Consider the following 25,650-nt stretch of genomic DNA (forward strand, 5'->3'; position numbering starts at 1 on the left):
CATCGAGCGTGTGATCGCTGCCGAAAGAGGACTTCGCTCTCCATGCAGAAACCCGAATCCGTCCCGCGTCCCAGTCCGCTGGATCACCACTACTCCGGGGAGCACCCGCTCCGCACCCTCGCCTACCTCTTCCGTCCCGACCGCCGCAGGCTGGCTCTCGCCGTCGCGGTGTTCGCCGTCAAGCACATTCCGGTCTGGCTGCTCCCGCTGATCACGGCCAACATCATCGATGTGGTCGTGGATCACCGGCCGGTCGCCGAGCTCTGGTACAACACCGGGGCCGTGGTGTTCGTCCTGATCCTCAATTTCCCGCTGGCGCTGCTGTACGCACGCCTGATGAGCTCCAGCATCCGCCGCATGGGCCGGGAGCTGCGGTCCGCGCTCTGCCGCCGGATGCAGTACCTGTCCATCGGCTATCACGCCCGGGTCAGCGCGGGCGTCCTGCAGACCAAGGTCGTACGGGACGTCGAGGCGGTGGAGCAGATGACCCAGCAGAGCGCCGACATGGGTCTGGGCGCCATCATGACGCTGCTCGGCGGTCTGGCGGTGATCGGGTTCCGGACCCCCGTGGTGCTGCCGGTGTTCCTGGTCGTCGTCCCGCTGGCGGCGCTGCTGGTGCGCCGGCTGCGCTCCCGTATCCGGACCAACAACGAGGAGTTCCGGATGGAGATCGAGCGGCTCTCCTCACGGGTCGGCGAGATGACCACCCTCATACCGATCACCCGCGCCCACGGTCTGGAGCGGACCGCGCTGCATCGCGTCGACGGCACGCTGGAGCGGGTGCTCACCGCCGGATTCCGGCTCGACGTGCTCAACGGCCGGTTCGGATCGCTCTCCTGGATTCTGCTCAACACCATGGCGGTGGGCTGTCTGTCGGGCTCGGCGATCGTCGCGTACTACGGCTGGCTGGGCATCTCGGCGGGTGACGTCGTCATGATCAGTACGTTCTTCACCGCACTGACCGCCTCGGTGATGACGCTGATGAATCTCACCCCGATCATCTCCAAGGGCCTGGAGTCGGTTCGTTCGATCGGTGAGGTGCTCCAGGCGCCCGACCTGGAGAGCAACGAGGGCAAGACATCCGTCGACCGTATCGAGGGGCGCATCGACTTCCAGGAGATGGGCTTCCGTTACCCCGACGCGACGGAGCACTCGGTGCGCGGGTTCGATCTGTCCGTGCGGCCGGGCGAGACCGTGGCCCTGGTCGGCGCGTCGGGCGCGGGCAAGTCCACGATCCTGAATCTGCTGATCGGTTTCATCCGGCCCACCGAGGGGCGCATTCTGCTCGACGGCGCGGACATGGCGTCGCTGGACCTGCGCACCTACCGGCGCTTCCTGTCCGTCGTACCGCAGGAGTCGATCCTCTTCGAGGGGACCATCCGGGAGAACGTCACGTACGGCCTGGAGGGCGGCGCCGACGAGACCGCGCTGCGGGACGCGCTGCACGCGGCCAACGCGATGGAGTTCGTGGAGCGTCTGCCCGACGGGCTCGACACGGTGGTGGGACAGCGCGGCGCCCGGCTGTCGGGCGGCCAGCGGCAGCGGCTGGCCATCGCCAGGGCGCTGATCAGGGATCCCCGCATTCTGGTGCTCGACGAGGCGACCTCCGCGCTCGACAACAGATCGGAGGGGCTGATCCAGGACGCGCTGTCCCGTCTCGTCCAGGGCCGGACGGTGTTCGTGGTCGCACACCGGCTGTCCACCATCCAGAGCGCGGACCGCATCATCGTGATGGAGCAGGGCCGCGTCATCGAGGCGGGCAGCCATCATGAGTTGCTGGCGCGGGGCGGCGCGTACGCCACGACCCTCCAGCCGCGGCGGCTGGGATGACGGTCGGCGGCGGCTATCCGCGGGTCACCACGCGGTCCATCTGCCGGGTGTTCAGGGGTGGCTGGGAGAAGGCGACGCGTTCGGCGCGCAGCCCCGCCATCACGAGGTCGAGATGGCGCTGCCAGGCGTCGGGGGCGATCGAGCCCGTCGTCTCTATGACGCCGCGCATCCCCCAGACGATCATCCCGACATCGGTGAGGGTGAGCTGATCATTGACCAGACCGGCCTGCTGCGCCTCGACGAGCAGGCCGGTGGTCAGCTCGCGCAGCCGCCGCTCCTGTTCCGGCCGGGCGCACTCGCCCCAGGTGCGCGGAAGGAATCCGCGGCTGTTGGCGATGTGCCGGCCGACGGCGCGCAGAAACAGCTCAAGTCCCGTGCCGGGCGGCTGTTCTGACGCCTCGTCGGCCAGCACGACAAGCTTGTCGTAGAAGGCGGCGACCAGTTCGGAGACCAGCAGGTCCTTGGTGGGGAAGCGGCGGTAGAGCGTCGCGGGTCCGACGCCCGCGAGCCGCGCGATGTCCTCCATGCCGGCGGCGAGGCCGTGTTCGGCGAAGGCCCGGGCTGCCGCCGCGAGCATCCGCGTACGGTTCTCGGCGGCGTCCCGCCGAAGGGCCGGGCGCTCGCGCGGCTGCCGCACCCGGTCGCTGTCGTCCGTGACCATCCCTCGAACCTCGCTCGTTCCCTCGTTCGTGGGGACCTTACGTCACCGCTGCTCGTCGCCGGGGAAGTCCGTGGACCGGCTCACCTCGGCCCACGCGTGGGTTTCCCGGGCCCGGCCCTCGGACGACGTCTCGGCGAATTCGACCGCGTCGGAGCCGAGCAGCAGCCGCAGCGGCGGTGCGTCGAGACGGGCGACCTCGGTGATGACGCGGGCCGCGCGGGCCGGGTCTCCCGGCTGGGCGCCGTCCGTGGAGTCACGGAAGCGGTTGATCACACCGACGGTCCCGTCGTAGTCCTCGCCCACCTCGGCGCGGTGCATGGACGATCCCTGCCAGTCGGTGCGGAACGCGCCGGGCTCCACGATGGTGACCTTGATCCCGAGTGGCTTCACCTCGTTGTTGAGGACCTCCGAGAAGCCCTCGACCGCGAATTTCGCGGTCTGGTAGGCGCCCATCCCCGGGGTGCCGCCGACGCGTCCGCCGACCGACGAGAACTGGATGAAGCGGCCCGACCGCTGCTTGCGCAGCACGGGCAGGGCCGCCCTGGTGACATTCACGACGCCGAACAGATTCGTCTCGATCTGGGCGCGGAAGTCGTCGTCCGGCATCTCCTCGATGGGGGCGGAGTTGGCGTAACCGGCGTTGTTGACGACGACGTCGAGCCCGCCGAACGCGTCGAGCGCCAGCCGCACGGCGGCGCGGGCGGCCGCGGCGTCGGTGACATCGAGCGCGGCCGCGCGGACACGCTCTCCGTATTTCTCCACCAGGGGGCCGAGCTGTTCCGGCCGGCGGGCCGTCGCGACGACGTTGTCCCCGGATTCGAGTACGGCCTCGGCCAGCTCACGTCCGAATCCGCGCGAGCTGCCGGTGATGAGCCATGTCTGTGTCATGTCCGGCCTCCCCGAGTCCGCCTGACCACGGCCGGGCCAAGCGATAGGCAGCCTCTCATTTAAAGCTAACACGGCGGCGCTCATGAGCCCTGACCGTCAGCGGGCTTTCCGCGGGTGGAGATCCGGGCGATCCGAGATCCATTGCCAGGTTGTCCGTTACCGAGCGTGAGTCACGGCGTTGAACGTGCGTGAAGGCCGCACATCGTGCGGCCGTGCTCAAAACGTTCAAGGAGAAACTTGATGTTGCGTATCGCGAAGGCAGCTGCCGTTCTCGTCGGCACGGGCGCCGTGCTGGCCGGTGGCGCCGGTATGGCTGCCGCTGACGCCGGCGCCGAGGGTGCGGCCATCGGCTCGCCCGGTGTCCTGTCCGGCAACCTGCACCAGTCCCCGGTGAGCACCCCGGTCAATCTCTGTGGCAACACCGTCAACGTGACCGGTCTGCTCAACCCGGCGTTCGGCAGCAAGTGCGCCAACATCTCGGTCCAGGAGCAGGCCGGGGGACAGCAGGCCGCGCACCAGGGCGGCTACGGCGGCTGATCGCGGGAGTGAGATGCGCGGCCTCGGGGGCCGCGCGATTCCGCTGAGTGACGGCCTCCCGCGTTTCCGCGCGGGAGGCCGTCGCGCGTGCCGAGCCGGTAGGCGCCGGCAGCTCGCCCGGCGCGGCAGGTCAGACGTACCGGTACAGTCCCCGGTGATCAAGGAGCTGGGACGGCTTGACGTTCCACGGCGGCATCGGTTCCTTCAGGCTGATCGCCCGGCCACGCTGCGGATCACCGGCGCGCAGCTTTCTCCGCGGCAGGTAGCCGGCCGCCTTCGGGTGCCTGCGCTGCCAGCGGTCCCAGAGCAGGTCGACAAAGGCGTGATGGAGCCAGAAGACCGGGTCGTTGGGCGACGCCGCGCCCAGCATGTGCCCGCCGACCCAGCGGTGCACGCGGTTGTGATTGCGCCAGCGGGCCTGTCCGCCGGACGTCCAGCCCTCGAGCCGGTTACGGAAGCCGGTGGTGACGGTCGAGTCCCACGGAGCCGCGTCGTACACCTTCTGCTTCATCGCCGCGGCCAGCTCGGCCTTGCTGGGCAGCGAGATCGGCGCGGCCGGGCGGCCGAAGTTGCGGGCGAGGTATCTGTCCTCCGTGACACTGCTCGTGATCGTCCAGTTCCCCGTCTGATAGGCGAAAGGACCCGTCGTGACCTGCTGGTCGCGCGAGCGGCCGTTCCCGCCGAGGAAGTCGTCGGACCACAGCGCGGCGGCCGGCGTGTTGTCGGTCGTCCAGTCCCAGTACGGCACGCTCACCCCCGGATCCACCCGCTGAAGAGCCCCCTCGAACTCCAGCAGGAACCGCCGGTGCCAGGGCAGGAACGACGGGGCCATGTGCCCGGCACGCGCTCCGCCCTTCGCGTCGGAGACGTAGTACTGGATGTGCAGCCGGACGAAGTCCTCGTACTCGCCCCGGCGTTTGAGCTCCAGGACGGCGCTGACGAACCTCTTCCTCTCGGCGCCGCTGAGATCGCGCTGGTTCTTTCTGGTGTACACCGGTGAAGCTCCTCCCTCGGTCAGATGTGGTGGTTCGGTCCGGAGAGCGACAGCTGAGCGCCGTCGAGGTCGTCGACCGCCGCGCGGGCCACTTCGAGCGGGGTCGGGAACGACTCGTAGTGGTTGACCACGCTGAGATAACTGCCGTCGGCCCGCCGCATCACCTGCAGGGGGCGGCCGTCGATCCGGATGTCGACGGCGGACGAGGGCGACAGCGGGGGGACAGCCGCGGCGGACGAGGTGGCCGCACGGGACGCGGCGGCGGCGTCCGGTACCGCGACCTGGATATGGCGTCCGCGGTACATCTCGTCGACGGCGCCGCCGCCCGGCTTGTCGTCCGCGCCGGGTACCGCTCCCCCGGCCTCGGGCGCCGCCCGGCGGGCACCGAGGATGGGGGCCAGTGCGGTCGCGGTGCCCGCGACCACACCGAAGGTGAACACCGCACGCAGGAAATGACGTCTCGGTTCCACCGGGGTTCCGCCTCGCATGAAGGACCTCCGCTCGTCGGTGCTGGACGGGGCAGGGGATCCGGTTGTGCGATGAGGACACAAGAGACCGGCCGCTGCCCCCGACCGGGACAACGAGACGCCGGCCAAACAGTTCTCCGACAGACGAACAGTCGAGGCCCTGATGGGCGATTCAGACGATGCCGGTGACGGTCACCGTGATCCGTACCGGGTGGTCCGGTTCCGGCAGGACGCCGGTGGCCACGGCCTCGACCGCCTCCCGGACGGCCCGGGTCACCTCGACGCTGCGGTAGGCCGTCCGCGCGACCAGCTGGATGTCGATGTGCCACCGCGCCGGGCCGGCCGTCGGTGAGACGTGTACGCCCGGGGGCCGGCTGCCGTGGCCGGCGCGGGCGGTCGCGGTGATGGACCTGGTACGGAGGCGTCCGGCGCGCGAGCCGGCGGAGGCGCGGAGCAGATCGGCGAGTCCCGGCCGCAGGAAGGCCACCCCCGGGACCTGCTGGGCGGCGTCGGCGGCCGCCAGGGCCAGTTCTTCCTGGATTCCGTTCCCTCTCACCGGTACCTCCGGTCCTGGCCGTCGTGGCCGTCGTCGGTGTACTCGGCGAAGTCGTCGTACTCGGCGTCGAGTAGGTCGACGACGGTCACATCGATGGATTCCACCTCGATACCGATGGCGTCCCGCGCCGCCTCGGCCACGCGGGCGCGGACCGTCTCGGCCAGCTCCGGGAGTGAGCGGTGGGGCGCGGCGGCGACGTCCAGCCGGACGCGGACCGGCCCCCGGATTCCCGGACCCGCCCGAGTCATGGCCGTGTCCCGGCCACCGGGCGGGTCCGGCGGACCGATCCGGCAGCTGCCCGCCCGTACCCCCGGCAGGGACTCGGCGACGGCGCGGAAGGTACGGGCCACCGCCGCCTCCACGATCCACGCGTCCTCGTCCGGGTCGCCGAGCGGCAGGGTCCTGCCGGGGCGCAGCTCCAGGCGGACGATGTCCATGATGCGACCGGTCAGATCGGTCGGTCCGGCCGGATCGGGGTCGGCGGAGTCGCGCGCGTGGCGTACGGCCTCGTCCAGCGCCGCCAGGTCGGCCAGCGCGGCGGTGCAGTGCGGGCAGTCGGACATGTGCGGGTCGTCGGCGGCCCGTCCGGTGTCCCCTGCCTCCCAGACGGCGCTCAGTTCACGGCCGCAGGGCAGCAGTTCCTCGTCGGCCGTCACTTCGGCCCCAGGCGTCTCCCCGGGGCGGCCGGACCGCGCGTTCAGCGCCATGCGCTCATCGCCTCCGTCAGGTAGCGGCGTGCTCGGAAAACCCGGCCGCGGACCGCCTGCAGGCTGATTCCGACCGTCTCCGCGATGTTCTCGTACGACATTCCGTGCAGCTCCCGCAGGACCCAGCAGACACGCTGTTCGGGGGAGAGTCCGCCCATCGCCGCGGCCAGCTCACGGCCGGCCGCATGGGACTCGGCCACGCGTACGGGTGAGGACTCGGGGTCGGGCGCGGCCGGTTCCGGCACCGATTCGAGGTCGGTCGCCGGGTGGCGAGCGCGCAGCTGGTTGAGGCACCGGTTGGTGACGATCCGGTACATCCAGGTCCTGAAGGCGGATTCGCCACGGAATTCGGGCAGTTTGCGCCAGGCCTTCACAAAGGCTTCCTGCACCGCGTCCTCGGCCTCGGTACGGCTGCCGAGCAGGCGCGTCGCCAGCCGGAGCATGACCGGGCCGTGCCGGCGCACCAGCGTCTCGAACGCTTCCTCGTCGCCCTCGCCCGCGCGTACGGCCAGCAGCCCGTCGTCGGACCAGTCCTGGTACCGGTCCACGTCCTGGTACAGGTCCTGGCCGCGCCGGTCCCGGTCCAGGTCCAGGTTCAAGCCCCGGTCCGGTGCGCGCGCTGACAGCTGTTTCCCGTGACCGGGCACTCACCGACTCCTCTCGACACCCCTCCCCGACACGCTTCGCTGCGCCTGCCGTCCCTGCCCCTTGGACACCAGGGACGGTCCATCGTCACGCATGAACCCTCCGGTGCCCGTTCCGGCGCGCGAGCGGAGAAAGGTGCCGGACGCCGCGTGACGAATCACCGGATACCGGGTCCAAGAAAGTGAGAGTCCCCCGAGAGCAGGGCGACCGGACGGAGAAGTCAGGAGGCTGTGCCATGACAGCGACCCAGGAGATGCGTACCGGCGCGAAGAAGGCCGGGAGCGGGCAGCGCGACGCCGCCGCGCATTCCACCACGCTCGGCGCCGGATCCGTGGGCGCCGACGAACCGGCCGCCACGCGCGGCAGGACCTCCATCGCGGATGTCGTGGTCGTGAAGATCGCGGGCATGGCGGCCCGGGACATCCCCGGTGTGTACGACATGGGCGGCGGGCTGTCCCGCACCATGGGCGCCGTACGGGACCGGGTGCCCGGCGGGCGCTCCAATGCCGGACGCGGCGTCAAGGTCGAGGTCGGCGAGCGCCAGACCGCCATCGATCTGGATCTGGTGGTGGAGTACGGCGTACCGATCACCGAGGCGTCCCGTGACGTACGGGAGAACGTGATCGCCGCGGTCGAGCGGACCACGGGCCTGGAGGTCGTGGAGGTGAACGTCAGCATCGACGACGTACACGTACCGGAGGACGACGACGAGTCGAGCGGTGGCGAGGGACGCGTCGAATAGCTCCGATCGGCATGAGGCGATATGAGGTGAATGATGAACACAGCTGTGGTGGGCCTGATCGCCGGTATGGCGCTGGGCTTCGCGGGCTGGTTCGGCGGGTTCGGGGCGTTCCTGCTGGTGGCCGCGCTCGGCGCGGTGGGTTTTGTCGTGGGCCGGCTCGCCGACCACGGCAGGCTGCGTGACTATCTGTGGCCGCCGGAGCGCAGGCGCAGGTGACCGCGGGTTCTCTCCCGCAGGGCTCCGGTTCGCAGGGCTCCGGTTCGTAAGGCTCCGGTTCGTAAGGCTCCGGGGCCCTGCGGACGCCAGGACGGGGTACAGGGTCTGTAGCGCGGCGGTGCGGGTCGGGTCCGCCGATGCGATGAGGCAAGGTAGGGCCGGGCCGGCGGAGCACAGACCGCTGACCACACAGAACGCAGGAGGAACCGTGTCCGCCGAGGACCCCGGACCCACAGGCTCGCCGCAGCGCGGTGCGGACCCCGAAGGACGGAACCCCGAGGAGCGGCGCGGGCAGTCCGGCCCGCGCCGGGGCGAGCGGCTGACCGGCGCGCTGCGCCGTACGCCGCTCGCGCTGTGGCGGGACGACGCCACGGACCGGGCCGCCGCTCTCACCTACTACGCGGTCCTGGCGATCTTCCCGGCGCTGCTCGTCACGGTGTGTTCCATCGGCCTCGCCGGTCCCGACGCCAGCGGCAAGCTCGCCAACCAGGTCACAGCCCTCGTCCCGGCGCAGTCCCAGGTCCTGGTGCACAGCGCGCTGCAGGAGATGGCGGAGCAGCGCTCGGCGGCCTGGCTGCTGGCGTCGTTCGGCGCCGTCGGCGCGCTGTGGTCGGCCTCCAGCTATCTCGGCGTGTTCCGCCGGGCCCTGCACACCATGAACGGCGCCGTCGACCACCGGCCGCCGTGGCGTACCGCGCCGCGGATCGCGATCACCGCCTGCGCCCTGCTCGCGCTGCTCGTGACCAGCGCCTTCACTCTCGTACTGACCGGCGAGGCAGCGGCCTCGCTGGGCCGGATGCTGGGGATGAGCAGCGCGGTGACGCTGGTGTGGAGCGGGCTGAAGTGGCCGCTGCTGCTGGCGCTGGCCGCGGTCCTGGTGCTCATCGTGTTCCGTACGGGTCCGCCCGGGACACGCCGGCTGCGGCGCTCCCTGCCCGGTGGGATCCTGGCGGTCGCGCTCTGGCTGCTCACGTCCGCCGGCTTCGCGCTCTACACGGCGCACGCCGGCACGTACAACCGGCTCTACGGTTCGCTCGCCGGTGTCATCGTGTTCCTCGTCTGGCTCTGGGTCACCAACCTCTCGCTCCTGGCCGGGGCCCAGTTCAACGCCGAGCTCGCCAGGGGAAAGGCGGACCGGAGCGGCGACCGCGTGTCCGTACCGCCACCGCCCGCGGGGCGCTCGACCGCACAGGCACGCCCGGCGTCCGCCGGCCGGCACGCCGGCTGATCCACGTACGGACCGGGCCGACGACCCGCGCCGTACGGCACGCAGGTCATCGGCCCGGCCGCGCGTGCCGGGCACGGGCACCCGGCACGTCGTCCTCGGTCGGTCAGCAGCTCAGATTGGACCCGGGAGTGGTCCCGAGGATCTGCGTGAAGCTCTGGTAGCTGTTGATCCGGCTCTGCACCTGTCCGGGGTTGCCACCGTTGCATTCGATGCTGCCGTTGATGCTCCGGATGGTCTCCCCGAAGCCGCGGCTGTTGACCATGGCGTTGTGCGGGGTCATCGTGCCGGGGCCGGTCTGGGTGTTCCAGTACCAGAGGGCCGTCTTCCAGGCCACGGCCGAGTCGTTCTGCACGAGGTTGGGGTTGCGGAGCAGGTCGATGCCCAGGGCGTCGCCGGCCGCCTTGTAGTTGAAGTTCCAGCTCAGCTGGATCGGTCCGCGGCCGTAGTACGCGGCCTGGCCCGCGGGGCAGCCGTACGACTGCGACGCGTCGCAGTAGTGCGGGTAGTTGGCCGTGTTCTGCTCGACGATGTGGACCAGTCCGCCGGTCTCATGGCTGACGTTGGCCAGGAAGGCGGCGGCCTCCTGGCGCTTGACCGTGTCGCTGCCGGTGTTCGCGAAGCCCGGGTAGGCGCTCAGGGCGGCGGTCAGCCCGCTGTAGGAGTAGAAGGAGTTCCGGCCGGGGAACATCTGGTTGAACTGGCCCTCGCTGACCACGAATCCACCCTGCGGCGGCGGGTCGGTCGGCGGCGTGCCACTGCAGGTGTACGGCTCCCAGTACCAGGTGCTGATGACCGGGTCATAGCCCGGGTTGTCGTGTTCGGCCTGGTAGAACTTGCCGTCGGTGTACTTGACGATGTCGCCGGTGACATACGACCGGCCCGCGGCCCAGGCCGGGTAGTCACAGGCGCCGGAGCCGCCGCCGGGGGTGGAGCCGTCACAGCTTCCCTGGTCGGCCCAGACATCGGTGGCGCCGGGGGTCTCCCCTTGTGTCCACCATTTCGCGGACCAGTTGTGACCGTTGTACGAGGCGGTGGTGCCGCCGGTGTAGACGGCGGACGCGTTCCAGCCGGAGGCGCAGGTGGCTGCGGAGGCGGAAGAGGCGGGCAGGAATATCGCGAGGGCGAGGGCCGAAACCATCGCCGTGAGCAGTGCCAGGACGCGCTGTCTCAAACGACTCACTCCTTCGCGCGGCCGGCGGAGAGCCGCTGGCCGACATGGGGGGTGAGGGAACCAAACCGGAATCCCGCACAGCTGTCAAGGTCTAGACCAAGTGGCGGAGTTGGGCGTCCACCCGGACCACGGCATACCGGCCATCGGGGTGCTTCCGGGTATCAATCGGGGTGCTTCCGGCCGTCAGTGGTGCGGACGCGAGAGCGTGGAGGCGCGGACCACGAGTTCGGGCTGTAGCACGATCCGCCGGTGTTCGTGCCCGCCGGCTCCGTCCCCGGTCTCCTCGATGAGCAGATCGGCTGCGGCCGCGCCGAGTTGGAAGGCCGGCTGGCGCACCGACGTCAGCGGTACGGCGGCGGCGGAGGCGAACTCGATGTCGTCGTAGCCGACGAGCGCGACATCCTCGGGCACCCGTATCCCCGCGTGGTAGAGGGTCTGCAGCACACCGAGAGCCAGCAGGTCGTTGGCGCAGAACACCGCGCTCGGCCGGGCCGCCATGCCGAGCAGCCGTGCCCCGGCGTCCCGGCCCGCGACGACATCGAGGCGCGCGGCCTCGACCTGCCGCAGCGCCCGCGGCGGCAGTCCCGCTTCCGCGAGGGCGAGAAGCGCGCCCGCGCGGCGGTCCTGGCACTGCGCCAGATGCATCGGACCGCTGACGTACACGATGTCGTGGCACCCGCGCCGCAGCAGATGGCGCACGGCCAGGGAGCCGCCCGCCACATCGTCGACGGAGACCGAACAGCCGTCCGCGCTGGGCACGATGCGATCGACGAAGACAAAGGGGATGCCGTGGCGCCGGAACGCGTCGAGATTGCGGCCGCTCATGTCCGCCGGGGTGACGAGCACGCCCCGTACCTGCTGCTCGGAGAACATCGTGAGGTACGTGGCCTCCTCCGCCGGGCTCTCCGCGCTGTTGCACAGCATCACGCCCAGCCCGACGGCGCGCGCGGAGCGCTCCGCGCCCGAGGCCACGTCCACGAAGAAGGGGTTGGCCATGTCGAGGACGAGCATGGCCAGAATGCGGCTGCGGCCCCCGCGCAGCTGACGCGCGGACTCGCTGCGCACATAGCCGAGCCGTTCGATGGTGGACAGGACGCGCCGGCGGGTCTCTTCGGTGACGGACTCGGGTCGGTTGATCACATTCGAGACGGTGCCCACCGAGACACCGGCCGCGCCCGCCACGTCCTTGATCCCCACCGGGCGACGCATCAGACGGCGACTTCCACGAGATCCAGGCCGGTCAGGCCGGCCAGAGCGCGCAGCTCCGGCAGCAGCGCGCCGGTGGCCAGGGCCCAGTGATGGCCGACACCGCTGGCGCTCCAGGCGTCGGTCCACTCCCCCGGGTCGCAGCCGAAGTCGACGCGGGAGGTGGTGTTGCCGATCCTCAGCAGCGGTCCTGCCACGACCTCGCCCTCGGCGGCGACCAGACGGTACCGGCCGTCGCGGCTCTGCCCGAGTCCGACGAGGGTGACGGGTCCGTGCCGTACGTCGAACTCGACGGAGACCCCCCAGCCGCGCTTGCCGTGGTAGACACCGAGTCCGCGCAGCAGCGGCTTGCGTTCGCTGATGGCGAGGTGGCCCGGGCCGTCGTGGCCCATCTCGACGACGCCGGCCGTGAAGTCCAGTGCCTGCAGTTCGGTGAACGAGCCGCCGGCGCCGAGGCGGTCGGCGATGAGCATGGCCAGTGACGTACGGAGTTCGTACTCACCACAGGCCGGGATCCCCCGGGCGGTCAGCAGCGAGGAGCCGAGGATCATGCCCGCGCCGAGCCGTTCATGGATCTCGCCGTCCAGCCCGCGGTGGTAGTACGCGAGGGAGTCGAGGTCGAAGTCGGAGACGAGCCGGTCGAGGCCGACGGCGACGCGCGCGGCCCACCGGAGGTCGTCCTCGACCACGGAATCGGCGAGTTCGAACACCTCGCGCGTCTCGTCGAGTTTCGCCGTGAGTTCGCTGTCCCCTACCTGGTCGACCCGTACCCGGAGATCGTCGAATTCGAGGACCTCCACATGGCCGCCGAGGTTGCCGGGGACCATGGTGAGGTCGGTGGAGACGTCGTACATACCGGGGTAGAGATGCCCCATCAGGCCGTGCCGGCCACCGCGCAGCACCGCGCGGACCCCGGCGGCGCGGATCCAGCGGCCGATGCGATCCCAGGCGCGCTCGTCCTCCAGATGTCCGGAGACGGAGCGGAAGGGCACGCCGACCCGTTCGAAGGCGTTGGCCATCTCCGGCAGCGGACAGGCGCCGCAGTACGCCAGCCACTGTCCGGTGTCGAAGGACGCGTGGTCCATCGACGGGGTCGGCTGAAGGTTGACCAGCAGCACGGGCGCGCCGCTGCGCCGCGCGACGGGCACGAGCATCGTGGCCGTCATATAGGTGGTGAGGAAGCCGACGATCAGATCGCAGTCGGCGGCGCGCAGCCTCTCGGCGGCCTCGGCGCCCTCCTGCGCGTCGGAAATGAAGCCGACGTCGACCACCTCGGCGTCGAACTCCCGCATGCGCTCGGTGACCCGGGCGGCGGACCGCCGGAGCTGCGGGAGGAGGTCGGGGAACTGGGGCCAGTAGGCACCCAGTCCCCCGGCGACAAGGCCGATCCTGGGCTTGCGGGCGACAGCGGGGGTACGGACGGTCATGGCGGCTCCGTAAGGGGTGAGGCGGCACGGGAGCCGGACTCCGACAGCGCCCGCGGGAAGCGGACGCGTTGCGCAGGGCCCCGCTCAGAAGTCGAACGTGTCGATGTTCTTCTTGTCGAAGACGGTCGGCTCGCCGAGGATGACCTCGCCGTCCTTGCCGACGGTGTACTCACCGAGCTTGCCCGCCTTGAACTTCTCGCCCTCGGCGCCGGTGATCTGGCCGGAGGCCAGGGCCGCGGCCGCGTACGAGCCCAGGTAGCCGAGCTCCTCGGGGTTCCACAGGGAGAACTGCTCGACGGTGCCGTCCTTGACGTACTTGCGCATCTGGTTCGGGGTGCCCAGGCCGTTGAGGACGACTTTGCCCTGGTACGAGGAGTCGCTGAGGTAACGGGCGGCGGCCGCGATACCGACGGTGGTGGGCGAGATGATGCCCTTGAGGTCGGGGTACGCCTGCAGCAGGCCCTGGGTCTGCTGGAAGGACTTCTGGTCGGCGTCGTCCCCGTACGCGACCTTCACGAGCTGCATGTTCTTGTACGTGGGCTGCTTCAGCTCGTCCTTCATGAACTCGATCCAGGTGTTCTGGTTCGTGGCGTTCTGGGTGGCGGAGAGAATGGCGATCTTGCCCTGGTAGCCGATCTGTTCGCCCAGGTGCTGGACGAGGCTGCGGCCGATCTCCTCGGAGCTGGCCTGGTTGATGAACAGCTGCCGGCAGTCCTTGGCGGTGTCGGAGTCGTACGCGACGACCTTGATGTCCTTCTTCATGGCCTGCTTGAGCGGGCCGCACACCGCGTTCGGGTCGTTGGCCGCGATCAGGATCGCGTCCTGGCGCTGCTGGATGAGGGTGTTGATGTACGAGACCTGGGAGGACGCGCTCGCGTCGGAGGGGCCGACCTCCTTGCCGGTTCCGCCGTACTCCTTGGCGGCGGCGATGCCGGCCTCGTCGACGATCTTCTCGTACGGATTGTTGATCTGCTTGGGCAGGAAGGCGAGCTTGAGGCCCTTCTTGAGGGGTGCGCCCGGGTCGGCCTTGGCGGCGGTGCCCGCCTTCGAGGTGTCCTTCTTCGCGCTGTCCTTGGTGGTGCCGGAGCAGGCGGTGAGTGCGACGGCGAGGGCGCAGGCGGTGGCGGCGGTTGCTGACGCGCGGCGCCGGGCAGGGCTGAGGATCGTCATGGGGGGTGGACCTTTCGCGAGGCTCGGGGCGGGTGCTCAGGAGCGGGTGCTCGGGGAACTCAGGACGCGTCGGACGGCGGGGACGTGTTCGCGGCGCGCCGGTGGCGGCGTTCGGCCACGGTGGTGATGACCCGCGGGGTGAGGACGGAGGCGACGAGCAGCAGCCCGGTCACGATGACCTGGACCTCGTTCGGCACATCGTTCAGCGTGAGCAGGTTCTTGAGGACTCCGATGAGCAGCACACCGGCGACCGCGCCGAAGAGCGTGCCCTTGCCGCCGTCGAAGTCCACGCCGCCGAGCAGTACGGAGGCGATGACGAGCATTTCGAAGCCGAGGCCGTTGTCGGCGCGTGCGCTGCCGTACCGGAGGGTGAAGACGATGCCGGCGAAGGCGGAGAACAGCCCGGTGACCACGAAGAGGATCAGTTTGAAGCGCTTGACCCTGATCCCGGCGAAGTAGGCGGCCTCCTCCTGCGCGCCGATGGCGAACAGCGACCGTCCGAAGGCGGTGGAGTGCAGCAGTACGGCCGTGGCCACGGCCAGCACGAGGAACAGGGCGATGGGGTAGGTGACGAACGTGCCGGGGATGGTGGTGGTGTCCACGGCCCAGTCGGCGTACGTCTGGGGGAAGTCGGTGACGGCGTCGCTGCCCAGGGCGACCGAGGCGAGGCCCCGGTAGAGGGCGAGGGTGCCGATGGTGACGGCGAGCGAGGGCAGGCCCACGCGGGTGACCAGCCAGCCGTTGAGGAGCCCGCCGGCGACGCCGGCCAGCAGCACCACGGGCACGATCATCTCGAAGGCCCAGCCGGCCTCCCACAGCGCCCCGGTCAGGGCGCTGCCGAGGCCCAGCATGGAGGCGACGGACAGATCGACCTGGCCGGCCACCACCAGCAGGGTCATGGGCAGGGCGATCAGGGCGACTTCGGCGATGTCGTTGAAGGCGAAGGCGAGGTTCTCGCCGGACGCGAAGCCGTCGGTGCTGCCCAGACCGACGACGAAGACCGCCACCAGCAGGGCGCCGACCGCCGTGTCCCAGCGCAGGCCCACAGCCCTGACGAGCTCGCCGGCCGTCGCGGCGCGGGGCGCCGGCGCCTTGGCCGGCGGCCCCGGCGCGGTCTGTGTGTCAGGCGCCATTCCCATGTCGGGCGCTCCTCTTCCTCAGTGCGGCTGTCATCCGCAGGGTCACGATCCGGTCGACGCTGATGGCCGCGAGGAGCAGTGCGCCGGTGATGGCGCCCTGCCAGAACGCGTCGACCTTCAGGACGACCAGCGCGCTGCCGATGGTGGTGAGCAGCAGCGCGCCGAGCGCCGCGCCCCACACCGTGCCGGTGCCGCCGGTGATGGCGACGCCGCCGACGACCACGGCGCTGACGACGGTGAGTTCCCAGCCGTGGGCGTTGTCCGCGACGACGGTGCCGAAGCGGGCGAGCCACAGCGCGCCGGCGAACCCGGCCACGGCGCCGGAGAAGGCGTACGCACCAAGGATCCGGCGGCGGATCGGCACGCCCGCGAGCCGGGCGGCCTCGGGGTTGGAGCCGATCGCGTAGAGCTCACGTCCCGACCGGTAGCCGCGCAGGTAGTAGGCGGTGGCGGCAAGCAGGAGCACGGCGATGAGCGGAAGATAGGGGATGCCGAGGAGGCTGCCGCTGCCCAGGTCGAGGATCGGGTCGGGGACGTCGGCGGCGCCGATCTGGTCGCCCTGCGCCCACCAGTAGTCCAGCCCCTGGATGATGTAGAGCATCCCGAGGGTCACCACGAGCGCCGGTACCCTGCCGAAGCTGACCAGGGCGCCGCTGACCAGCCCGCAGAGCACGCCGAGGGCGATGCCCAGCAGCATGACGGTGAGGACTCCGTGGTCGGTCCCCGCGACGAACTTGCCGCAGGCGAAGGCGGAGAGCCCGACGACCGAGCCGACCGAGAGGTCGATGTTGCGGGTGATGACGACCACGGACTGGCCGACGGCGAGCAGGACCAGGATGGAGGCGTTGAGGAGGAGGTCCTTGACGCCCTGGTCGTCGAGGAAGCGCGGGTTGGAGATCCAGGTGCCGAGGATGAGCAGCGCCAGCGCTCCGGCGATGCTGATCTCCCTGGCCCGGAACACGGCGTCGACGAGCGAGCGGGCCGATCCTTCGTCCTTCGTGGTCGTGGTGGGCTTGTCCAGCAGGCTGGTCATGCCGCCGCCCTTTCGCCGCGTCCGGTGGCGGCCGCCATCACCGATTCCTCGGTGGCCTCGGCGCGGGGGATCTCGGCCGTCAGCCGGCCCTCGTGCATGACGAGTACGCGGTCGGCCATGCCCAGCACCTCGGGGAGGTCGGAGGAGATCATCAGGACGGCGAGTCCCTCGGCGGCCAGGGAGGACAGCAGACGGTGCACCTCCGCCTTGGTGCCGACGTCGATGCCACGGGTGGGTTCGTCCACGATGAGCACGGCCGGTTCGGTGGCCAGCCACTTGGCGAGGACGACCTTCTGCTGATTGCCGCCGGAGAGCACCCCGACGGGGTCGGCGAGGCGGTTGTACTTGAGCTGGAGGCGTACGGCCCAGTCCGCGGCCCGGCCGCGCTCCAGGGCCCGGCGCACCAGGCCGCCCCTGCCGAGCCGGTCGAGGCCGGTGAGGGCGATGTTCCGCTCGATGGACATCTCCATCACCAGACCGCGCTGCCTGCGGTCCTCGGGGACGAGCGCGAGTCCGGCGTCCATGGCCGCGGTCGGTGAACCGGCGGGCAGCTTGCGCCCGTTGACCTCGACCTCGCCGGCGTCGGCCCGGTCGACGCCGAAGACGGCCTGCACCACCTCGCTGCGTCCCGCGCCGACGAGCCCGGCCAGGGCGACGATCTCGCCCCGCCGTACGTCGAACGAGATGTCCCGGAACACGCCCTCGCGGGTCAGCCGGCGCACCGACAGGGCCGTCTCGCCCACGGCTGCCCGCTGCTTGGGATACAGCTCGCCGAGGTCGCGGCCGACCATCCCGCGGACCAGGTCGTCCTCGGTGAGTCCGGTCAGCGGCTGCGAGGAGATCCAGCGGCCGTCGCGCAGGATGGTGACCCGCTGGCAGAGCGCGAAGATCTCCTCCAGCCGGTGGGAGATGAACAGGACGGCGGCGCCCTCGGCGCGCAGGGTCCGTACGACGGAGAACAGCCGGGCGGTCTCACTGCCCGTCAGGGCCGCCGTGGGCTCGTCCATGATGAGGACGCGCGCGTCGAAGGAGAGCGCCTTGGCGATCTCGACGATCTGCTGGTCGGCGATGGAGAGTCCACGGGCCGGCCGGTCCGGGTCGAGCTCCACGCCGAGCCGTCTCATGAGCGCGGCGGTCGTCTCCCGTACGGCCTTCCGGTCGATCCGGCCCAGGGACCGCCTCGGCTGACGCCCCATGAAGATGTTCTCGGCGATCGACAGATCGGGGAAGAGCGTCGGCTCCTGGTAGATGACGGCGATGCCCGCGTCGCGGGCGTCGGCCGGGCCGTGGAAGACGACGGTCCTGCCGTCGAGCAGTACCTCGCCCGCGTCGGGCCTGTGCACCCCGGCGAGCGTCTTGATCAGGGTGGACTTGCCCGCGCCGTTCTCCCCGGCGAGGGCGTGCGCCTCACCGGGGAACAGGTGCAGGGAGACGTCCCGCAACGCCCGTACGGCGCCGAAGGACTTACTCACTTCCTTCAGGGCAAGGACCGGGGCGGGGCCCGTGGCGGGCTGGTTCATGAGGGCTCCTCAGCAGCGGTGAACTGGTGACACCACCCGCCGTGAAAGGTTTCAATGAGGTTGCTCGGAAGCTAAACGGCGATTGCCGACGGCGTCAATGGCCCGCGCGCCACATTTTCCGGTGAATCCGCAGGGCGCGGATCGGGCAACCACAGGTGGTGCACGGAGGGTTGACACGTCTTCACGACTCCCATAGCTTCACCGCGATGAAACGATTCACAAAGGATTGCATCACTGACTCGCACCGCGGGTCCGCACCACGGGAGCGCTGAGAGATGACGGGTCGATCCGCCGTGTCCGCTGTGAAGGCGGCGCTGAAGTCACAGTCCGTCGAGACGCCGTCGTGGGCGTTCGGGAACTCGGGCACGCGCTTCAAGGTGTTCGCGCAGCCGGGGGTGCCGCGGACGCCGCGGGAGAAGCTGGCGGACGCGGCGCGCGTGCACGCGCACACGGGCGTCGCCCCGACCGTGGCGCTGCACATCCCGTGGGACCGGGTGGACGACTACGGCGCGCTCGCCGCCGACGCGCGCGAGCTGGGACTGCGCGTCGGGGCGATCAACTCGAACGTGTTCCAGGACGACGACTACAAGCTGGGGTCCGTCACCCACCCGGACGCCGCGGTGCGCCGCAAGGCGCTGGGACATCTGCTGGAGTGCGTGGACGTCATGGACGCCACGGGCTCGCGCGATCTGAAGCTGTGGTTCTCGGACGGGATCAACTACCCGGGGCAGGACGACATCTCGGCGCGTCAGGGCCGGCTCGCCGAGGCCCTGTCCGCGGTGTACGAGCGGCTCGGCGAGGGGCAGCGGATGCTGCTGGAGTACAAGCTGTTCGAGCCCGCCTTCTACGCCACGGATGTGCCGGACTGGGGGACGGCGTACGCGCACTGTCTGCGGCTGGGGCCGAAGGCGCGGGTCGTCGTCGACACCGGACACCACGCGCCGGGAACCAACATCGAGTTCATCGTCGCGGTACTGCTGCGCGAGAAGAAGCTCGGCGGATTCGACTTCAACTCCCGCTTCTACGCGGACGACGACCTGATGGCCGGGGCCGCGGACCCCTTCCAGCTGTTCCGGATCATGTACGAGGTGATCAGGGGCGGCGGGTTCACGGCGGAGACGGCCTTCATGCTCGACCAGTGCCACAACATCGAGGAGAAGATCCCCGCGATCATCCGGTCGGTGATGAATGTGCAGGAGGCCACGGCCAAGGCGCTGCTGGTGGACGCGGACGCGCTCGACGCGGCGCAGCGGAGCGGCGATGTGCTGGCGGCCAACGCGGTGCTGATGGACGCGTTCAGCACCGATGTACGCCCGCTGGTGGCGGAGGTCCGTACCGAACTCGGCGCGGACGCGGACCCCGTGGCCGCGTACCACGCCTCCGGCTACGGCAAGAAGATCATCGCCGATCGCGTCGGCGGCACCCCGGCGGGCTGGGGAGCCTGAGCCGTCCACCGACCGCCCACCGACCGTCCGCAGGCCCCCGCTCGCCCGCCTCGTCCAAGGCACCACATCCCAGAGGGACATGATGACCGACCAGCCCCACGTCCATCCGGTGGCAGCGCAGTTGCTCGACCGCTCGCACCGGCTCGGCGCCGATCCGCGCAACACCAACTACGCCGGCGGCAACACCTCCGCGAAGGGCTCCGCCCCGGACCCCGTGACCGGCGACGATGTCGAACTGATGTGGGTCAAGGGGTCCGGCGGCGATCTCGGTACGCTCACCGCCGGCGGGCTGGCGGCGCTGCGGGTCGACCGGCTGCGTGCGCTGATGGGGGTCTATCCGGGGGTGGCGCGCGAGGACGAGATGGTCGCCGCGTTCGACTACTGCCTGCACGGCAAGGGCGGCGCGGCCCCGTCCATCGACACCGCCATGCACGGACTGGTCGACGCCCCTCATGTGGACCATCTCCACCCGGACTCGGGGATCGCGCTGGCCTGCGCGGCCGACGGGGAGAAGCTGACCGCCGAGTGCTTCGGCGACACCGTGGTCTGGGTGCCCTGGCGCCGGCCCGGCTTCCAGCTCGGCCTGGACATCGCCGCGGTCAAGGAAGCCAATCCGCGGGCCATCGGCTGTGTGCTCGGCGGCCACGGCATCACCGCCTGGGGCGCCACCTCGCAGGAGTGCGAGCACAATTCCCTGCACATCATCCGTACCGCCGAGGCCTTCCTGACCGAGCGGGGCAGGGCGGAGCCCTTCGGTCCGGTCCTTCCCGGGTACGAGCCGCTGCCCGAGGGCGAGCGGCGGGCCAGGGCCGCGGCGCTCGCCCCGCTGATCCGCGGTCTCGCCTCCACCGACCGGCGGCAGGTCGGCCACTACACCGACGCCGGTCCCGTCCTCGACTTCCTCTCCCGCGCCGGACACCCGCGGCTGGCGGCCCTGGGCACCTCCTGTCCCGACCACTTCCTGCGCACCAAGGTCCGGCCCCTGGTCCTCGATCTGCCGGCCGGCGCACCGCTGGAGCGGATGAAGGAGCGGCTGGCGGAGCTGCACGCCGACTACCGCGAGGAGTACCGGGCGTACTACGAGCGGCACGCGGCCCCCGATTCACCGGCGATGCGCGGCGCCGACCCGGCGATCGTGCTGGTGCCCGGTGTCGGCATGTTCTCCTTCGGCAAGGACCAGCAGACCGCCCGGGTCGCCGGTGAGTTCTATCTCAACGCCGTCCAGGTGATGCGCGGCGCCGAGGCGGTCTCCTCGTACGCGCCCATCGAGGAGGCCGAGAAGTTCCGTATCGAGTACTGGGAGCTGGAGGAGGCCAAGCTGCTCCGGCTGCCCGCCCCGAAGGCGCTGGCCACGCGGGTCGCGCTGGTGACGGGGGCCGGCTCCGGGATCGGCAGGGCCATCGCGCACCGGCTGGTCGCCGAAGGTGCGTGTGTCGTCGTCGCCGATCTCAACGGCGACAGCGCGAGGACGGTCGCCGAGGAACTGGGCGGCGCCGACCAGGCGGTCGCCGTGACCGCCGATGTGACGGACGAGGAGCAGATCAGGGCGGCGTTCGACGCGGCCGCCCTCGCCTTCGGCGGAGTGGACCTGGTCGTCAACAACGCCGGTATCTCCATCTCCAAGCCGCTGCTGGAGACCACGGCCGGGGACTGGGACCTCCAGCACGCCATCATGGCCCGTGGCTCCTTCCTGGTCTCCCGCGAGGCGGCCCGGGTGATGACCGATCAGGGATTCGGCGGCGACATCGTCTACATCGCCTCCAAGAACGCGGTGTTCGCGGGGCCCAACAACATCGCCTACTCCGCGGCCAAGGCCGACCAGGCCCACCAGGTGCGGCTGCTCGCCGCCGAGCTGGGCGCGCTCTCCATCCGGGTCAACGGCGTCAACCCCGACGGGGTGGTCCGTGGCTCCGGGATCTTCGCAGGCGGCTGGGGCGCCGAACGCGCCGCGGTCTACGGGGTGGCCGAGGAGAAGCTCGGCGAGTTCTACGCGCAGCGCACGCTCCTCAAGCGGGAGGTGCTGCCCGAGCATGTGGCCAACGCCGTGTTCGCCCTCACCGGCGGCGATCTCAGCCACACCACGGGTCTGCACATCCCGGTCGACGCGGGGGTGGCGGGCGCCTTCCTGCGCTGAGGGCGGCGGGGCCGGGCGCTCACCGGCCGGCCTCTCCGCGCACCTGCCCGCTGCCTGCCCGCAGTCCGTCCGCGCGCCTGCCCGCTGTCTGTCGGCGTGCAGCGCCGGCTGCCCGCCGATCAACGAGGTCCGCCGTGCCACTCACCGAAGCCGTCCCCTTCGCCGCCGTCGACCTCGGCGCGTCCAGCGGCCGCGTCATGGTCGGGCATGTCTCCGGCCGCGGCACCGGCACGCTGCGCCTCCAGGAGGTCCACCGGTTCCCCAACCGTCCGGTGCGGACCGCCGGCACGCTGCACTGGGACATCCTGTCCCTGTACGGGGGCGTGCTGGACGGCCTGCGGGCCGCCGGCGCGAGCGCCGGACGGGCGCCGGCGAGCATCGGGATCGACACCTGGGCCGTCGACTACGGCCTGCTCGACGCCTCCGGCGCGCTGCTCGGCAATCCGGTGCACTACCGGGACGCCCGCACGGAGGGCGAGGCGGCCAAGGTGGCTGCGGTGCTGGCGCCGGCCGCCCTGTACGCGGCCACCGGCCTGCAGTATCTGCCCTTCAACACCCTGTACCAACTGACCGCCGCGCAGGGCAGTGCGGTGCTCGGCGCCGCGAACCGGCTGCTGCTGATCCCCGATCTCATCGCGTACTGGCTGACCGGTGAGGCCGGGACCGAACTCACCAACGCCTCCACCACCCAGCTCATCGACCCCCGCACCCGCGACTGGTCCCGGCCCGTCGCCGACGCGCTCGGCATCGACCTGACGCTGTTCGCACCCCTGCGCGGTCCTGGCGCCCCGGCGGGACACCTGCTCCCCGACGTTCTGGCCGAGACCGGTCTGACGGGCCCGGTCCCGGTGACGGCCGTCGGCTCCCATGACACCGCCTCCGCCGTCGCGGCGGTCCCCGCGTCCGGCGACCGGTTCGCGTACATCGCCACCGGCACCTGGTCCCTCGCCGGGCTGGAGCTGGACTCCCCCGTGCTCACCGAGGAGAGCCGGCGGGCCAACTTCACCAATGAACTGGGTGTCGACGGCACCGTCCGCTATCTGCGCAACATCATGGGTCTGTGGCTGCTCCAGGAGTGCCTGCGTACATGGGAGGCGGACGGCGTACCCCAGCGGCTGGACCGGCTGCTGCGCGAGGCCGCCGACGTGCCGGGGCTGCGGTCGTTCGTCGACGCCGACGACCCGGCGTTCCTCGCACCGGGAGACATGCCACGGCGGATCGCGGACGCCTGCCGCCGTTCCGGCAGGCCGGCGCCGGAGGGCCCGGCCGGGGTCACCCGCTGTGTCCTCGATTCCCTGGCCCTCGCCCACCGGCGCGCGGTTGAGGACGCCCAGCGCCTGTCGGGCCGCGCCGTGGACACCGTGCACATCGTCGGCGGCGGGGCCCGCAACGACCTGCTCTGCCGGCTCACCGCCGACGCCTGCGGGCTGCCCGTCGTGGCCGGCCCTGCGGAGGCCGCGGCGCTCGGCAACGTACTCGTCCAGGCACGGGCGGCGGGTACGGTCCGGGGAGACCTCTCCGATCTGCGCGCCCTGCTCCGCGGCACACTGGCCCCGCGCCGGTACGAACCCGCCGGTGACCGGGGGGCCTGGGACCGGGCGGCGGCGCTGATCGCCGCCGGGGAGCCGCGGCCGTGACGGATGGCGCGGAGCCCACGGCGACCGTCCTCGCGGTGCGTACCGCGCATATGATGGTCCACCCGGTCAGGGGTTCCGACGAGTAGTGACAGGGCAGGCAGGACGCGTGGTGCAGACGGTCGGCATAAAGGATGTGGCCCGGCTGGCCGGTGTCTCGGTCGGGACCGTCTCGAATGTGCTCAACCGGCCGGAGAAGGTGTCTGAGCACACCCGCGTGCGGGTACGGGCGGTGATCGACCAGCTCGGTTTCGTACGGAGCGAGACGGCCCGGCAGCTCAGGGTCGGTACCAGCCGCATCCTGGCCATCCTGGTGCTCGACATGGCGAATCCCTTCTTCGTCGCCGTGGCCAAGGGCGCCGAACGCGCGGCGCGCGAGGCCGGGCTCGGGGTGATGCTCTGCAACAGCGCGGGAAGCACGGCCGAGGAGGCGGAGTATCTGTCGCTCTTCGCCGAGCAGCGGGTGCGCGGGGTGCTGCTCACCCCCGCCGACACGACCGGCGCCAATGTGCGGGAGTTCGCGCGTCAGCGCATTCCGTTCGTGCATGTCGACCGCGCTGTGCCGGCCGCCGAGGGCTGTTCCGTCTCGGTGGACGATGTGGCGGGCGGCGCGCTCGCGGTCCGGCATCTGCTGGCGGCAGGGCACCGTTCCGTGACCTATATCAGCGGCCCGATGTCTCTCCCCCAGTGCCGGGACCGCCGCACCGGCGCGCTGGCCGCTCTGCGCGAGGCCGGGCTGCCCGAACAGGCCCTGCGCCAGGTGGAGACGGCGCGGCTGGACGTGGCATCGGGCATAGACGCCGGGGCGCGGCTACTGGGCCTCGCGGAGCGCCCCACGGCCGTGTTCTGCGCCAACGACCTGCTCGCGCTGGGCGTTCTGCAAGCCATGTACGGGGCCGGGGTCGACGTCCCCGGCGATGTGTCGATCGTCGGCTACGACGACATCGAGTTCGCCGCGGCGGCCGTCGTACCGCTGACGTCCGTACGGCAGCCCGCGGCCCGGATGGGGCGTACGGCCGCGGAGATGCTGATGGACGAGACGGGACCGGACGCGGACGGCCACACGCATCGCTCCGTCGTGCTCCAGCCCGAGCTGGTGGTACGCAGCTCGACGCGCCGGCTCGGGCCGGTCGCCGGGCCGGTCGCCGGGCCGGTCGCCGGGCCGGTCGCCGGGCCGGTCGCCGGGCCGGTCGTGGAGCGGGAGCGGTTGTGACGGATCGTCAACGGAGCGAGGCGGCCAGGTCCGCGGTCGACGCGGCGGTCGGAGCCGCCGGCCTGCCGGCTGGCGAGGTGACGAGGTGCGAGCCGTTGTCGGGGGGTACGTACAACGCGCTCTTCCGGGTCTCGCTGCGTGACGGCCGGGAGTGGGTGGTCAAGGTCCCGCCGCCGGAGTCGCGCCCCGGGCTCGGTTATGAGCGCGATCTGCTCCGTGGCGAGGTGGCCTTCTATACGGCGGTGGGCGCGGTCGACGGTGTGCCGGTGCCGGAGGTCGTGCGGTACGCATGCGATCCGACCGCCGCGACCGGCGCGTTCCTGATCATGTCGGCGCTTCCGGGTGCGCCGTGGCACGAGCGGGACGGCGAACTGGCCCCGGAGGAACGTGCCGGACTGCGGCGGGAGTTGGGCGGCCTGGTCGCGCGGACACATACGGTGACCGGGCCGGGATTCGGTTACCCTGCGCTGCCGCTGGGTCCGCTCGCCGGAACCTGGCGTGAGGCGTTCGCGGCCATGATGGCGGGGCTTCTGGACGACGCGGAACGCTACGGGGCGCGGCTGCCGCGAAGCCCGGCCGTGATCCGCGCTCTGACGGCCGAGGTGTCGGGGGTCCTCGACGAGGTCACCGTCCCCGTCGCGGTCCACTTCGATCTGTGGCAGGGCAATGTGCTGCTCGACGGCCGGGCCGGCGCCCGTACGGTCAGCGGGATCGTGGACGGCGAGCGGATGTTCTGGGGCGATCCGCTCGCGGACTTCGTCTCCCTGGCACTGCTCGGCGACATCGAGGAGGACACGGACTTCCTCGCCGGATACGCGGCGGCGGGCGGCCGGGCGGAGTTCGACGCGCCGGCCCGGCTGCGGATGGCTCTCTACCGCTGCTACCTCTATCTGATCATGCTGGTGGAAGTGGTTCCCCGCGACTACCCGGACGGCCGGCGGGAGTGGGCATGGCGCCACGTGGCCCCGCAACTCGAAGCGGCGCTGAGGCATTTGGAGGCCGCCGCGGGGGCCGGAGCGAACCGGCCGTAGCGGATCAGGCACGGGCCGCGTCCGTACAGGGCAAGTTGATTCAAGAAAGGGTCAAC

General features: G+C 71.1%; 24 protein-coding genes. 10 read left to right on the plus strand and 14 right to left on the minus strand.

The window, feature by feature from the left end; translation table 11 throughout:
- The first annotated feature begins 42 nt into the window (after positions 1 to 42).
- A complete protein-coding gene (locus ACFVWW_RS01690) occupies positions 43 to 1,830 on the plus strand; it encodes an ABC transporter ATP-binding protein (protein WP_384181831.1) in 1,788 nt (595 codons plus the stop codon).
- A gap of 13 nt (positions 1,831 to 1,843) precedes the next feature.
- On the opposite strand, the gene ACFVWW_RS01695 is transcribed toward ACFVWW_RS01690, so the two are convergent.
- Together ACFVWW_RS01695 and ACFVWW_RS01700 are read right to left on the minus strand one after the other, a co-directional pair.
- Positions 1,844 to 2,491: a TetR/AcrR family transcriptional regulator gene (locus tag ACFVWW_RS01695; protein ID WP_386875259.1), complete on the minus strand. Its 648-nt coding sequence runs from the start codon at positions 2,489 to 2,491 to the stop codon at positions 1,844 to 1,846.
- A gap of 42 nt (positions 2,492 to 2,533) precedes the next feature.
- Positions 2,534 to 3,379, minus strand: a complete 846-nt coding sequence (locus ACFVWW_RS01700) for an oxidoreductase (RefSeq protein WP_384181835.1) — start codon at positions 3,377 to 3,379, stop codon at positions 2,534 to 2,536.
- 240 nt (positions 3,380 to 3,619) lie between these two features.
- Between ACFVWW_RS01700 and ACFVWW_RS01705 the strand changes: the two genes are divergently transcribed.
- Positions 3,620 to 3,916, plus strand: a complete 297-nt coding sequence (locus tag ACFVWW_RS01705) for a chaplin (RefSeq protein ID WP_384181837.1) — start codon at positions 3,620 to 3,622, stop codon at positions 3,914 to 3,916.
- Positions 3,917 to 4,046: 130 nt separating this feature from the next.
- Here the strand turns inward: ACFVWW_RS01705 and ACFVWW_RS01710 are convergent, their stop codons facing one another.
- The 5 genes from ACFVWW_RS01710 to ACFVWW_RS01730 form a co-directional block, all read right to left on the minus strand.
- Positions 4,047 to 4,910 carry a tyrosinase family protein gene (locus tag ACFVWW_RS01710; protein ID WP_386875261.1) on the minus strand — a complete coding sequence of 288 codons (864 nt, stop codon included), beginning with the start codon at positions 4,908 to 4,910 and terminating at the stop codon, positions 4,047 to 4,049.
- Between the two features lie 20 nt (positions 4,911 to 4,930).
- Positions 4,931 to 5,380 (minus strand): tyrosinase family oxidase copper chaperone, encoded by a 450-nt coding sequence (locus ACFVWW_RS01715; RefSeq protein WP_386875263.1) that lies wholly within the window; start codon positions 5,378 to 5,380, stop codon positions 4,931 to 4,933.
- 169 nt (positions 5,381 to 5,549) lie between these two features.
- Positions 5,550 to 5,933 (minus strand): Asp23/Gls24 family envelope stress response protein, encoded by a 384-nt coding sequence (locus tag ACFVWW_RS01720; RefSeq protein WP_386875265.1) that lies wholly within the window; start codon positions 5,931 to 5,933, stop codon positions 5,550 to 5,552.
- Positions 5,930 to 6,640 carry a hypothetical protein gene (locus tag ACFVWW_RS01725; RefSeq protein ID WP_386875267.1) on the minus strand — a complete coding sequence of 237 codons (711 nt, stop codon included), beginning with the start codon at positions 6,638 to 6,640 and terminating at the stop codon, positions 5,930 to 5,932. The genes ACFVWW_RS01720 and ACFVWW_RS01725 overlap by 4 nt, the downstream gene beginning before the upstream one ends.
- Positions 6,631 to 7,287 (minus strand): RNA polymerase sigma factor, encoded by a 657-nt coding sequence (locus ACFVWW_RS01730; protein WP_386875269.1) that lies wholly within the window; start codon positions 7,285 to 7,287, stop codon positions 6,631 to 6,633. The genes ACFVWW_RS01725 and ACFVWW_RS01730 overlap by 10 nt, the downstream gene beginning before the upstream one ends.
- Positions 7,288 to 7,520: 233 nt before the next feature.
- On the opposite strand from ACFVWW_RS01730, the gene ACFVWW_RS01735 reads away from it, so the two are divergent.
- From ACFVWW_RS01735 to ACFVWW_RS01745, 3 genes are all read left to right on the plus strand, one after another.
- The gene (locus tag ACFVWW_RS01735; RefSeq protein ID WP_384181847.1) at positions 7,521 to 8,027 is read left to right on the plus strand and encodes an Asp23/Gls24 family envelope stress response protein; all 507 of its coding nucleotides are present in this window, start codon (positions 7,521 to 7,523) and stop codon (positions 8,025 to 8,027) included.
- A gap of 33 nt (positions 8,028 to 8,060) precedes the next feature.
- The gene (locus ACFVWW_RS01740) at positions 8,061 to 8,243 is read left to right on the plus strand and encodes a hypothetical protein (RefSeq protein WP_384182162.1); all 183 of its coding nucleotides are present in this window, start codon (positions 8,061 to 8,063) and stop codon (positions 8,241 to 8,243) included.
- A 208-nt stretch (positions 8,244 to 8,451) separates the two neighbouring features.
- Entirely contained in the window at positions 8,452 to 9,471 is a 1,020-nt protein-coding gene (locus ACFVWW_RS01745) for a YihY/virulence factor BrkB family protein (RefSeq protein ID WP_386875271.1), read from the plus strand.
- A 103-nt stretch (positions 9,472 to 9,574) separates the two neighbouring features.
- Here the strand turns inward: ACFVWW_RS01745 and ACFVWW_RS01750 are convergent, their stop codons facing one another.
- The 7 genes from ACFVWW_RS01750 to ACFVWW_RS01780 all read right to left on the minus strand — a co-directional run bounded on the left by ACFVWW_RS01750 (position 9,575) and on the right by ACFVWW_RS01780 (position 18,137).
- Positions 9,575 to 10,642, minus strand: coding sequence for a glycoside hydrolase family 19 protein (locus tag ACFVWW_RS01750; RefSeq protein ID WP_386875273.1), 1,068 nt, complete (start codon positions 10,640 to 10,642; stop codon positions 9,575 to 9,577).
- A 183-nt stretch (positions 10,643 to 10,825) separates the two neighbouring features.
- On the minus strand, positions 10,826 to 11,851 hold the full coding sequence (locus ACFVWW_RS01755; RefSeq protein WP_386875274.1) for a LacI family DNA-binding transcriptional regulator: 1,026 nt from the start codon (positions 11,849 to 11,851) through the stop codon (positions 10,826 to 10,828).
- Positions 11,851 to 13,275 (minus strand): arabinose isomerase, encoded by a 1,425-nt coding sequence (locus tag ACFVWW_RS01760; RefSeq protein WP_384327740.1) that lies wholly within the window; start codon positions 13,273 to 13,275, stop codon positions 11,851 to 11,853. The genes ACFVWW_RS01755 and ACFVWW_RS01760 overlap by 1 nt, the downstream gene beginning before the upstream one ends.
- A gap of 84 nt (positions 13,276 to 13,359) precedes the next feature.
- Positions 13,360 to 14,445 carry a rhamnose ABC transporter substrate-binding protein gene (gene rhaS, locus ACFVWW_RS01765; RefSeq protein WP_384181857.1) on the minus strand — a complete coding sequence of 362 codons (1,086 nt, stop codon included), beginning with the start codon at positions 14,443 to 14,445 and terminating at the stop codon, positions 13,360 to 13,362.
- Positions 14,446 to 14,504: 59 nt separating this feature from the next.
- Complete coding sequence (locus ACFVWW_RS01770; protein ID WP_384181859.1) at positions 14,505 to 15,584, minus strand: ABC transporter permease; 1,080 nt, start codon at positions 15,582 to 15,584, stop codon at positions 14,505 to 14,507.
- The gene (locus ACFVWW_RS01775; RefSeq protein WP_386875277.1) at positions 15,568 to 16,617 is read right to left on the minus strand and encodes an ABC transporter permease; all 1,050 of its coding nucleotides are present in this window, start codon (positions 16,615 to 16,617) and stop codon (positions 15,568 to 15,570) included. Before ACFVWW_RS01775 ends, ACFVWW_RS01770 begins: the two co-directional genes overlap by 17 nt.
- Complete coding sequence (locus ACFVWW_RS01780; RefSeq protein ID WP_386875279.1) at positions 16,614 to 18,137, minus strand: sugar ABC transporter ATP-binding protein; 1,524 nt, start codon at positions 18,135 to 18,137, stop codon at positions 16,614 to 16,616. The genes ACFVWW_RS01775 and ACFVWW_RS01780 overlap by 4 nt, the downstream gene beginning before the upstream one ends.
- Before the next feature lie 275 nt (positions 18,138 to 18,412).
- Here ACFVWW_RS01780 and rhaI point away from each other — a divergent pair, with 275 nt between their 5' ends.
- The 5 genes from rhaI to ACFVWW_RS01805 all read left to right on the plus strand — a co-directional run bounded on the left by rhaI (position 18,413) and on the right by ACFVWW_RS01805 (position 25,594).
- Positions 18,413 to 19,582, plus strand: a complete 1,170-nt coding sequence (rhaI, locus tag ACFVWW_RS01785) for an L-rhamnose isomerase (RefSeq protein WP_386875281.1) — start codon at positions 18,413 to 18,415, stop codon at positions 19,580 to 19,582.
- 82 nt (positions 19,583 to 19,664) lie between these two features.
- Positions 19,665 to 21,716, plus strand: coding sequence for a bifunctional aldolase/short-chain dehydrogenase (locus ACFVWW_RS01790; RefSeq protein ID WP_386875283.1), 2,052 nt, complete (start codon positions 19,665 to 19,667; stop codon positions 21,714 to 21,716).
- Positions 21,717 to 21,913: 197 nt separating this feature from the next.
- Positions 21,914 to 23,353, plus strand: coding sequence for a rhamnulokinase family protein (locus ACFVWW_RS01795; RefSeq protein WP_386876698.1), 1,440 nt, complete (start codon positions 21,914 to 21,916; stop codon positions 23,351 to 23,353).
- A 106-nt stretch (positions 23,354 to 23,459) separates the two neighbouring features.
- Complete coding sequence (locus ACFVWW_RS01800) at positions 23,460 to 24,563, plus strand: LacI family DNA-binding transcriptional regulator (RefSeq protein WP_386875284.1); 1,104 nt, start codon at positions 23,460 to 23,462, stop codon at positions 24,561 to 24,563.
- Positions 24,560 to 25,594, plus strand: coding sequence for a phosphotransferase family protein (locus ACFVWW_RS01805; protein WP_386875286.1), 1,035 nt, complete (start codon positions 24,560 to 24,562; stop codon positions 25,592 to 25,594). The genes ACFVWW_RS01800 and ACFVWW_RS01805 overlap by 4 nt, the downstream gene beginning before the upstream one ends.
- Positions 25,595 to 25,650 lie beyond the last annotated feature (56 nt).

This window comes from Streptomyces sp. NPDC058198 (assembly GCF_042882605.1).
Taxonomy (GTDB): Bacteria; Actinomycetota; Actinomycetes; order Streptomycetales; family Streptomycetaceae; genus Streptomyces.

What these genes read in the sequence shown, in the direction of transcription:
- ACFVWW_RS01690 (WP_384181831.1), top strand. Translation starts at nt 43, where the DNA reads ATGCAGAAACCCGAATCCGTCCCGCGTCCCAGTCCGCTGGATCACCAC.
- ACFVWW_RS01695 (WP_386875259.1), bottom strand. Translation starts at nt 2,491, where the DNA reads ATGGTCACGGACGACAGCGACCGGGTGCGGCAGCCGCGCGAGCGCCCG.
- ACFVWW_RS01700 (WP_384181835.1), bottom strand. Translation starts at nt 3,379, where the DNA reads ATGACACAGACATGGCTCATCACCGGCAGCTCGCGCGGATTCGGACGT.
- ACFVWW_RS01705 (WP_384181837.1), top strand. Translation starts at nt 3,620, where the DNA reads ATGTTGCGTATCGCGAAGGCAGCTGCCGTTCTCGTCGGCACGGGCGCC.
- ACFVWW_RS01725 (WP_386875267.1), bottom strand. Translation starts at nt 6,640, where the DNA reads ATGGCGCTGAACGCGCGGTCCGGCCGCCCCGGGGAGACGCCTGGGGCC.
- ACFVWW_RS01735 (WP_384181847.1), top strand. Translation starts at nt 7,521, where the DNA reads ATGACAGCGACCCAGGAGATGCGTACCGGCGCGAAGAAGGCCGGGAGC.
- ACFVWW_RS01740 (WP_384182162.1), top strand. Translation starts at nt 8,061, where the DNA reads ATGAACACAGCTGTGGTGGGCCTGATCGCCGGTATGGCGCTGGGCTTC.
- ACFVWW_RS01755 (WP_386875274.1), bottom strand. Translation starts at nt 11,851, where the DNA reads ATGCGTCGCCCGGTGGGGATCAAGGACGTGGCGGGCGCGGCCGGTGTC.
- ACFVWW_RS01760 (WP_384327740.1), bottom strand. Translation starts at nt 13,275, where the DNA reads ATGACCGTCCGTACCCCCGCTGTCGCCCGCAAGCCCAGGATCGGCCTT.
- rhaS (WP_384181857.1), bottom strand. Translation starts at nt 14,445, where the DNA reads ATGACGATCCTCAGCCCTGCCCGGCGCCGCGCGTCAGCAACCGCCGCC.
- ACFVWW_RS01770 (WP_384181859.1), bottom strand. Translation starts at nt 15,584, where the DNA reads ATGGGAATGGCGCCTGACACACAGACCGCGCCGGGGCCGCCGGCCAAG.
- ACFVWW_RS01775 (WP_386875277.1), bottom strand. Translation starts at nt 16,617, where the DNA reads ATGACCAGCCTGCTGGACAAGCCCACCACGACCACGAAGGACGAAGGA.
- ACFVWW_RS01780 (WP_386875279.1), bottom strand. Translation starts at nt 18,137, where the DNA reads ATGAACCAGCCCGCCACGGGCCCCGCCCCGGTCCTTGCCCTGAAGGAA.
- rhaI (WP_386875281.1), top strand. Translation starts at nt 18,413, where the DNA reads ATGACGGGTCGATCCGCCGTGTCCGCTGTGAAGGCGGCGCTGAAGTCA.
- ACFVWW_RS01790 (WP_386875283.1), top strand. Translation starts at nt 19,665, where the DNA reads ATGACCGACCAGCCCCACGTCCATCCGGTGGCAGCGCAGTTGCTCGAC.
- ACFVWW_RS01795 (WP_386876698.1), top strand. Translation starts at nt 21,914, where the DNA reads ATGGTCGGGCATGTCTCCGGCCGCGGCACCGGCACGCTGCGCCTCCAG.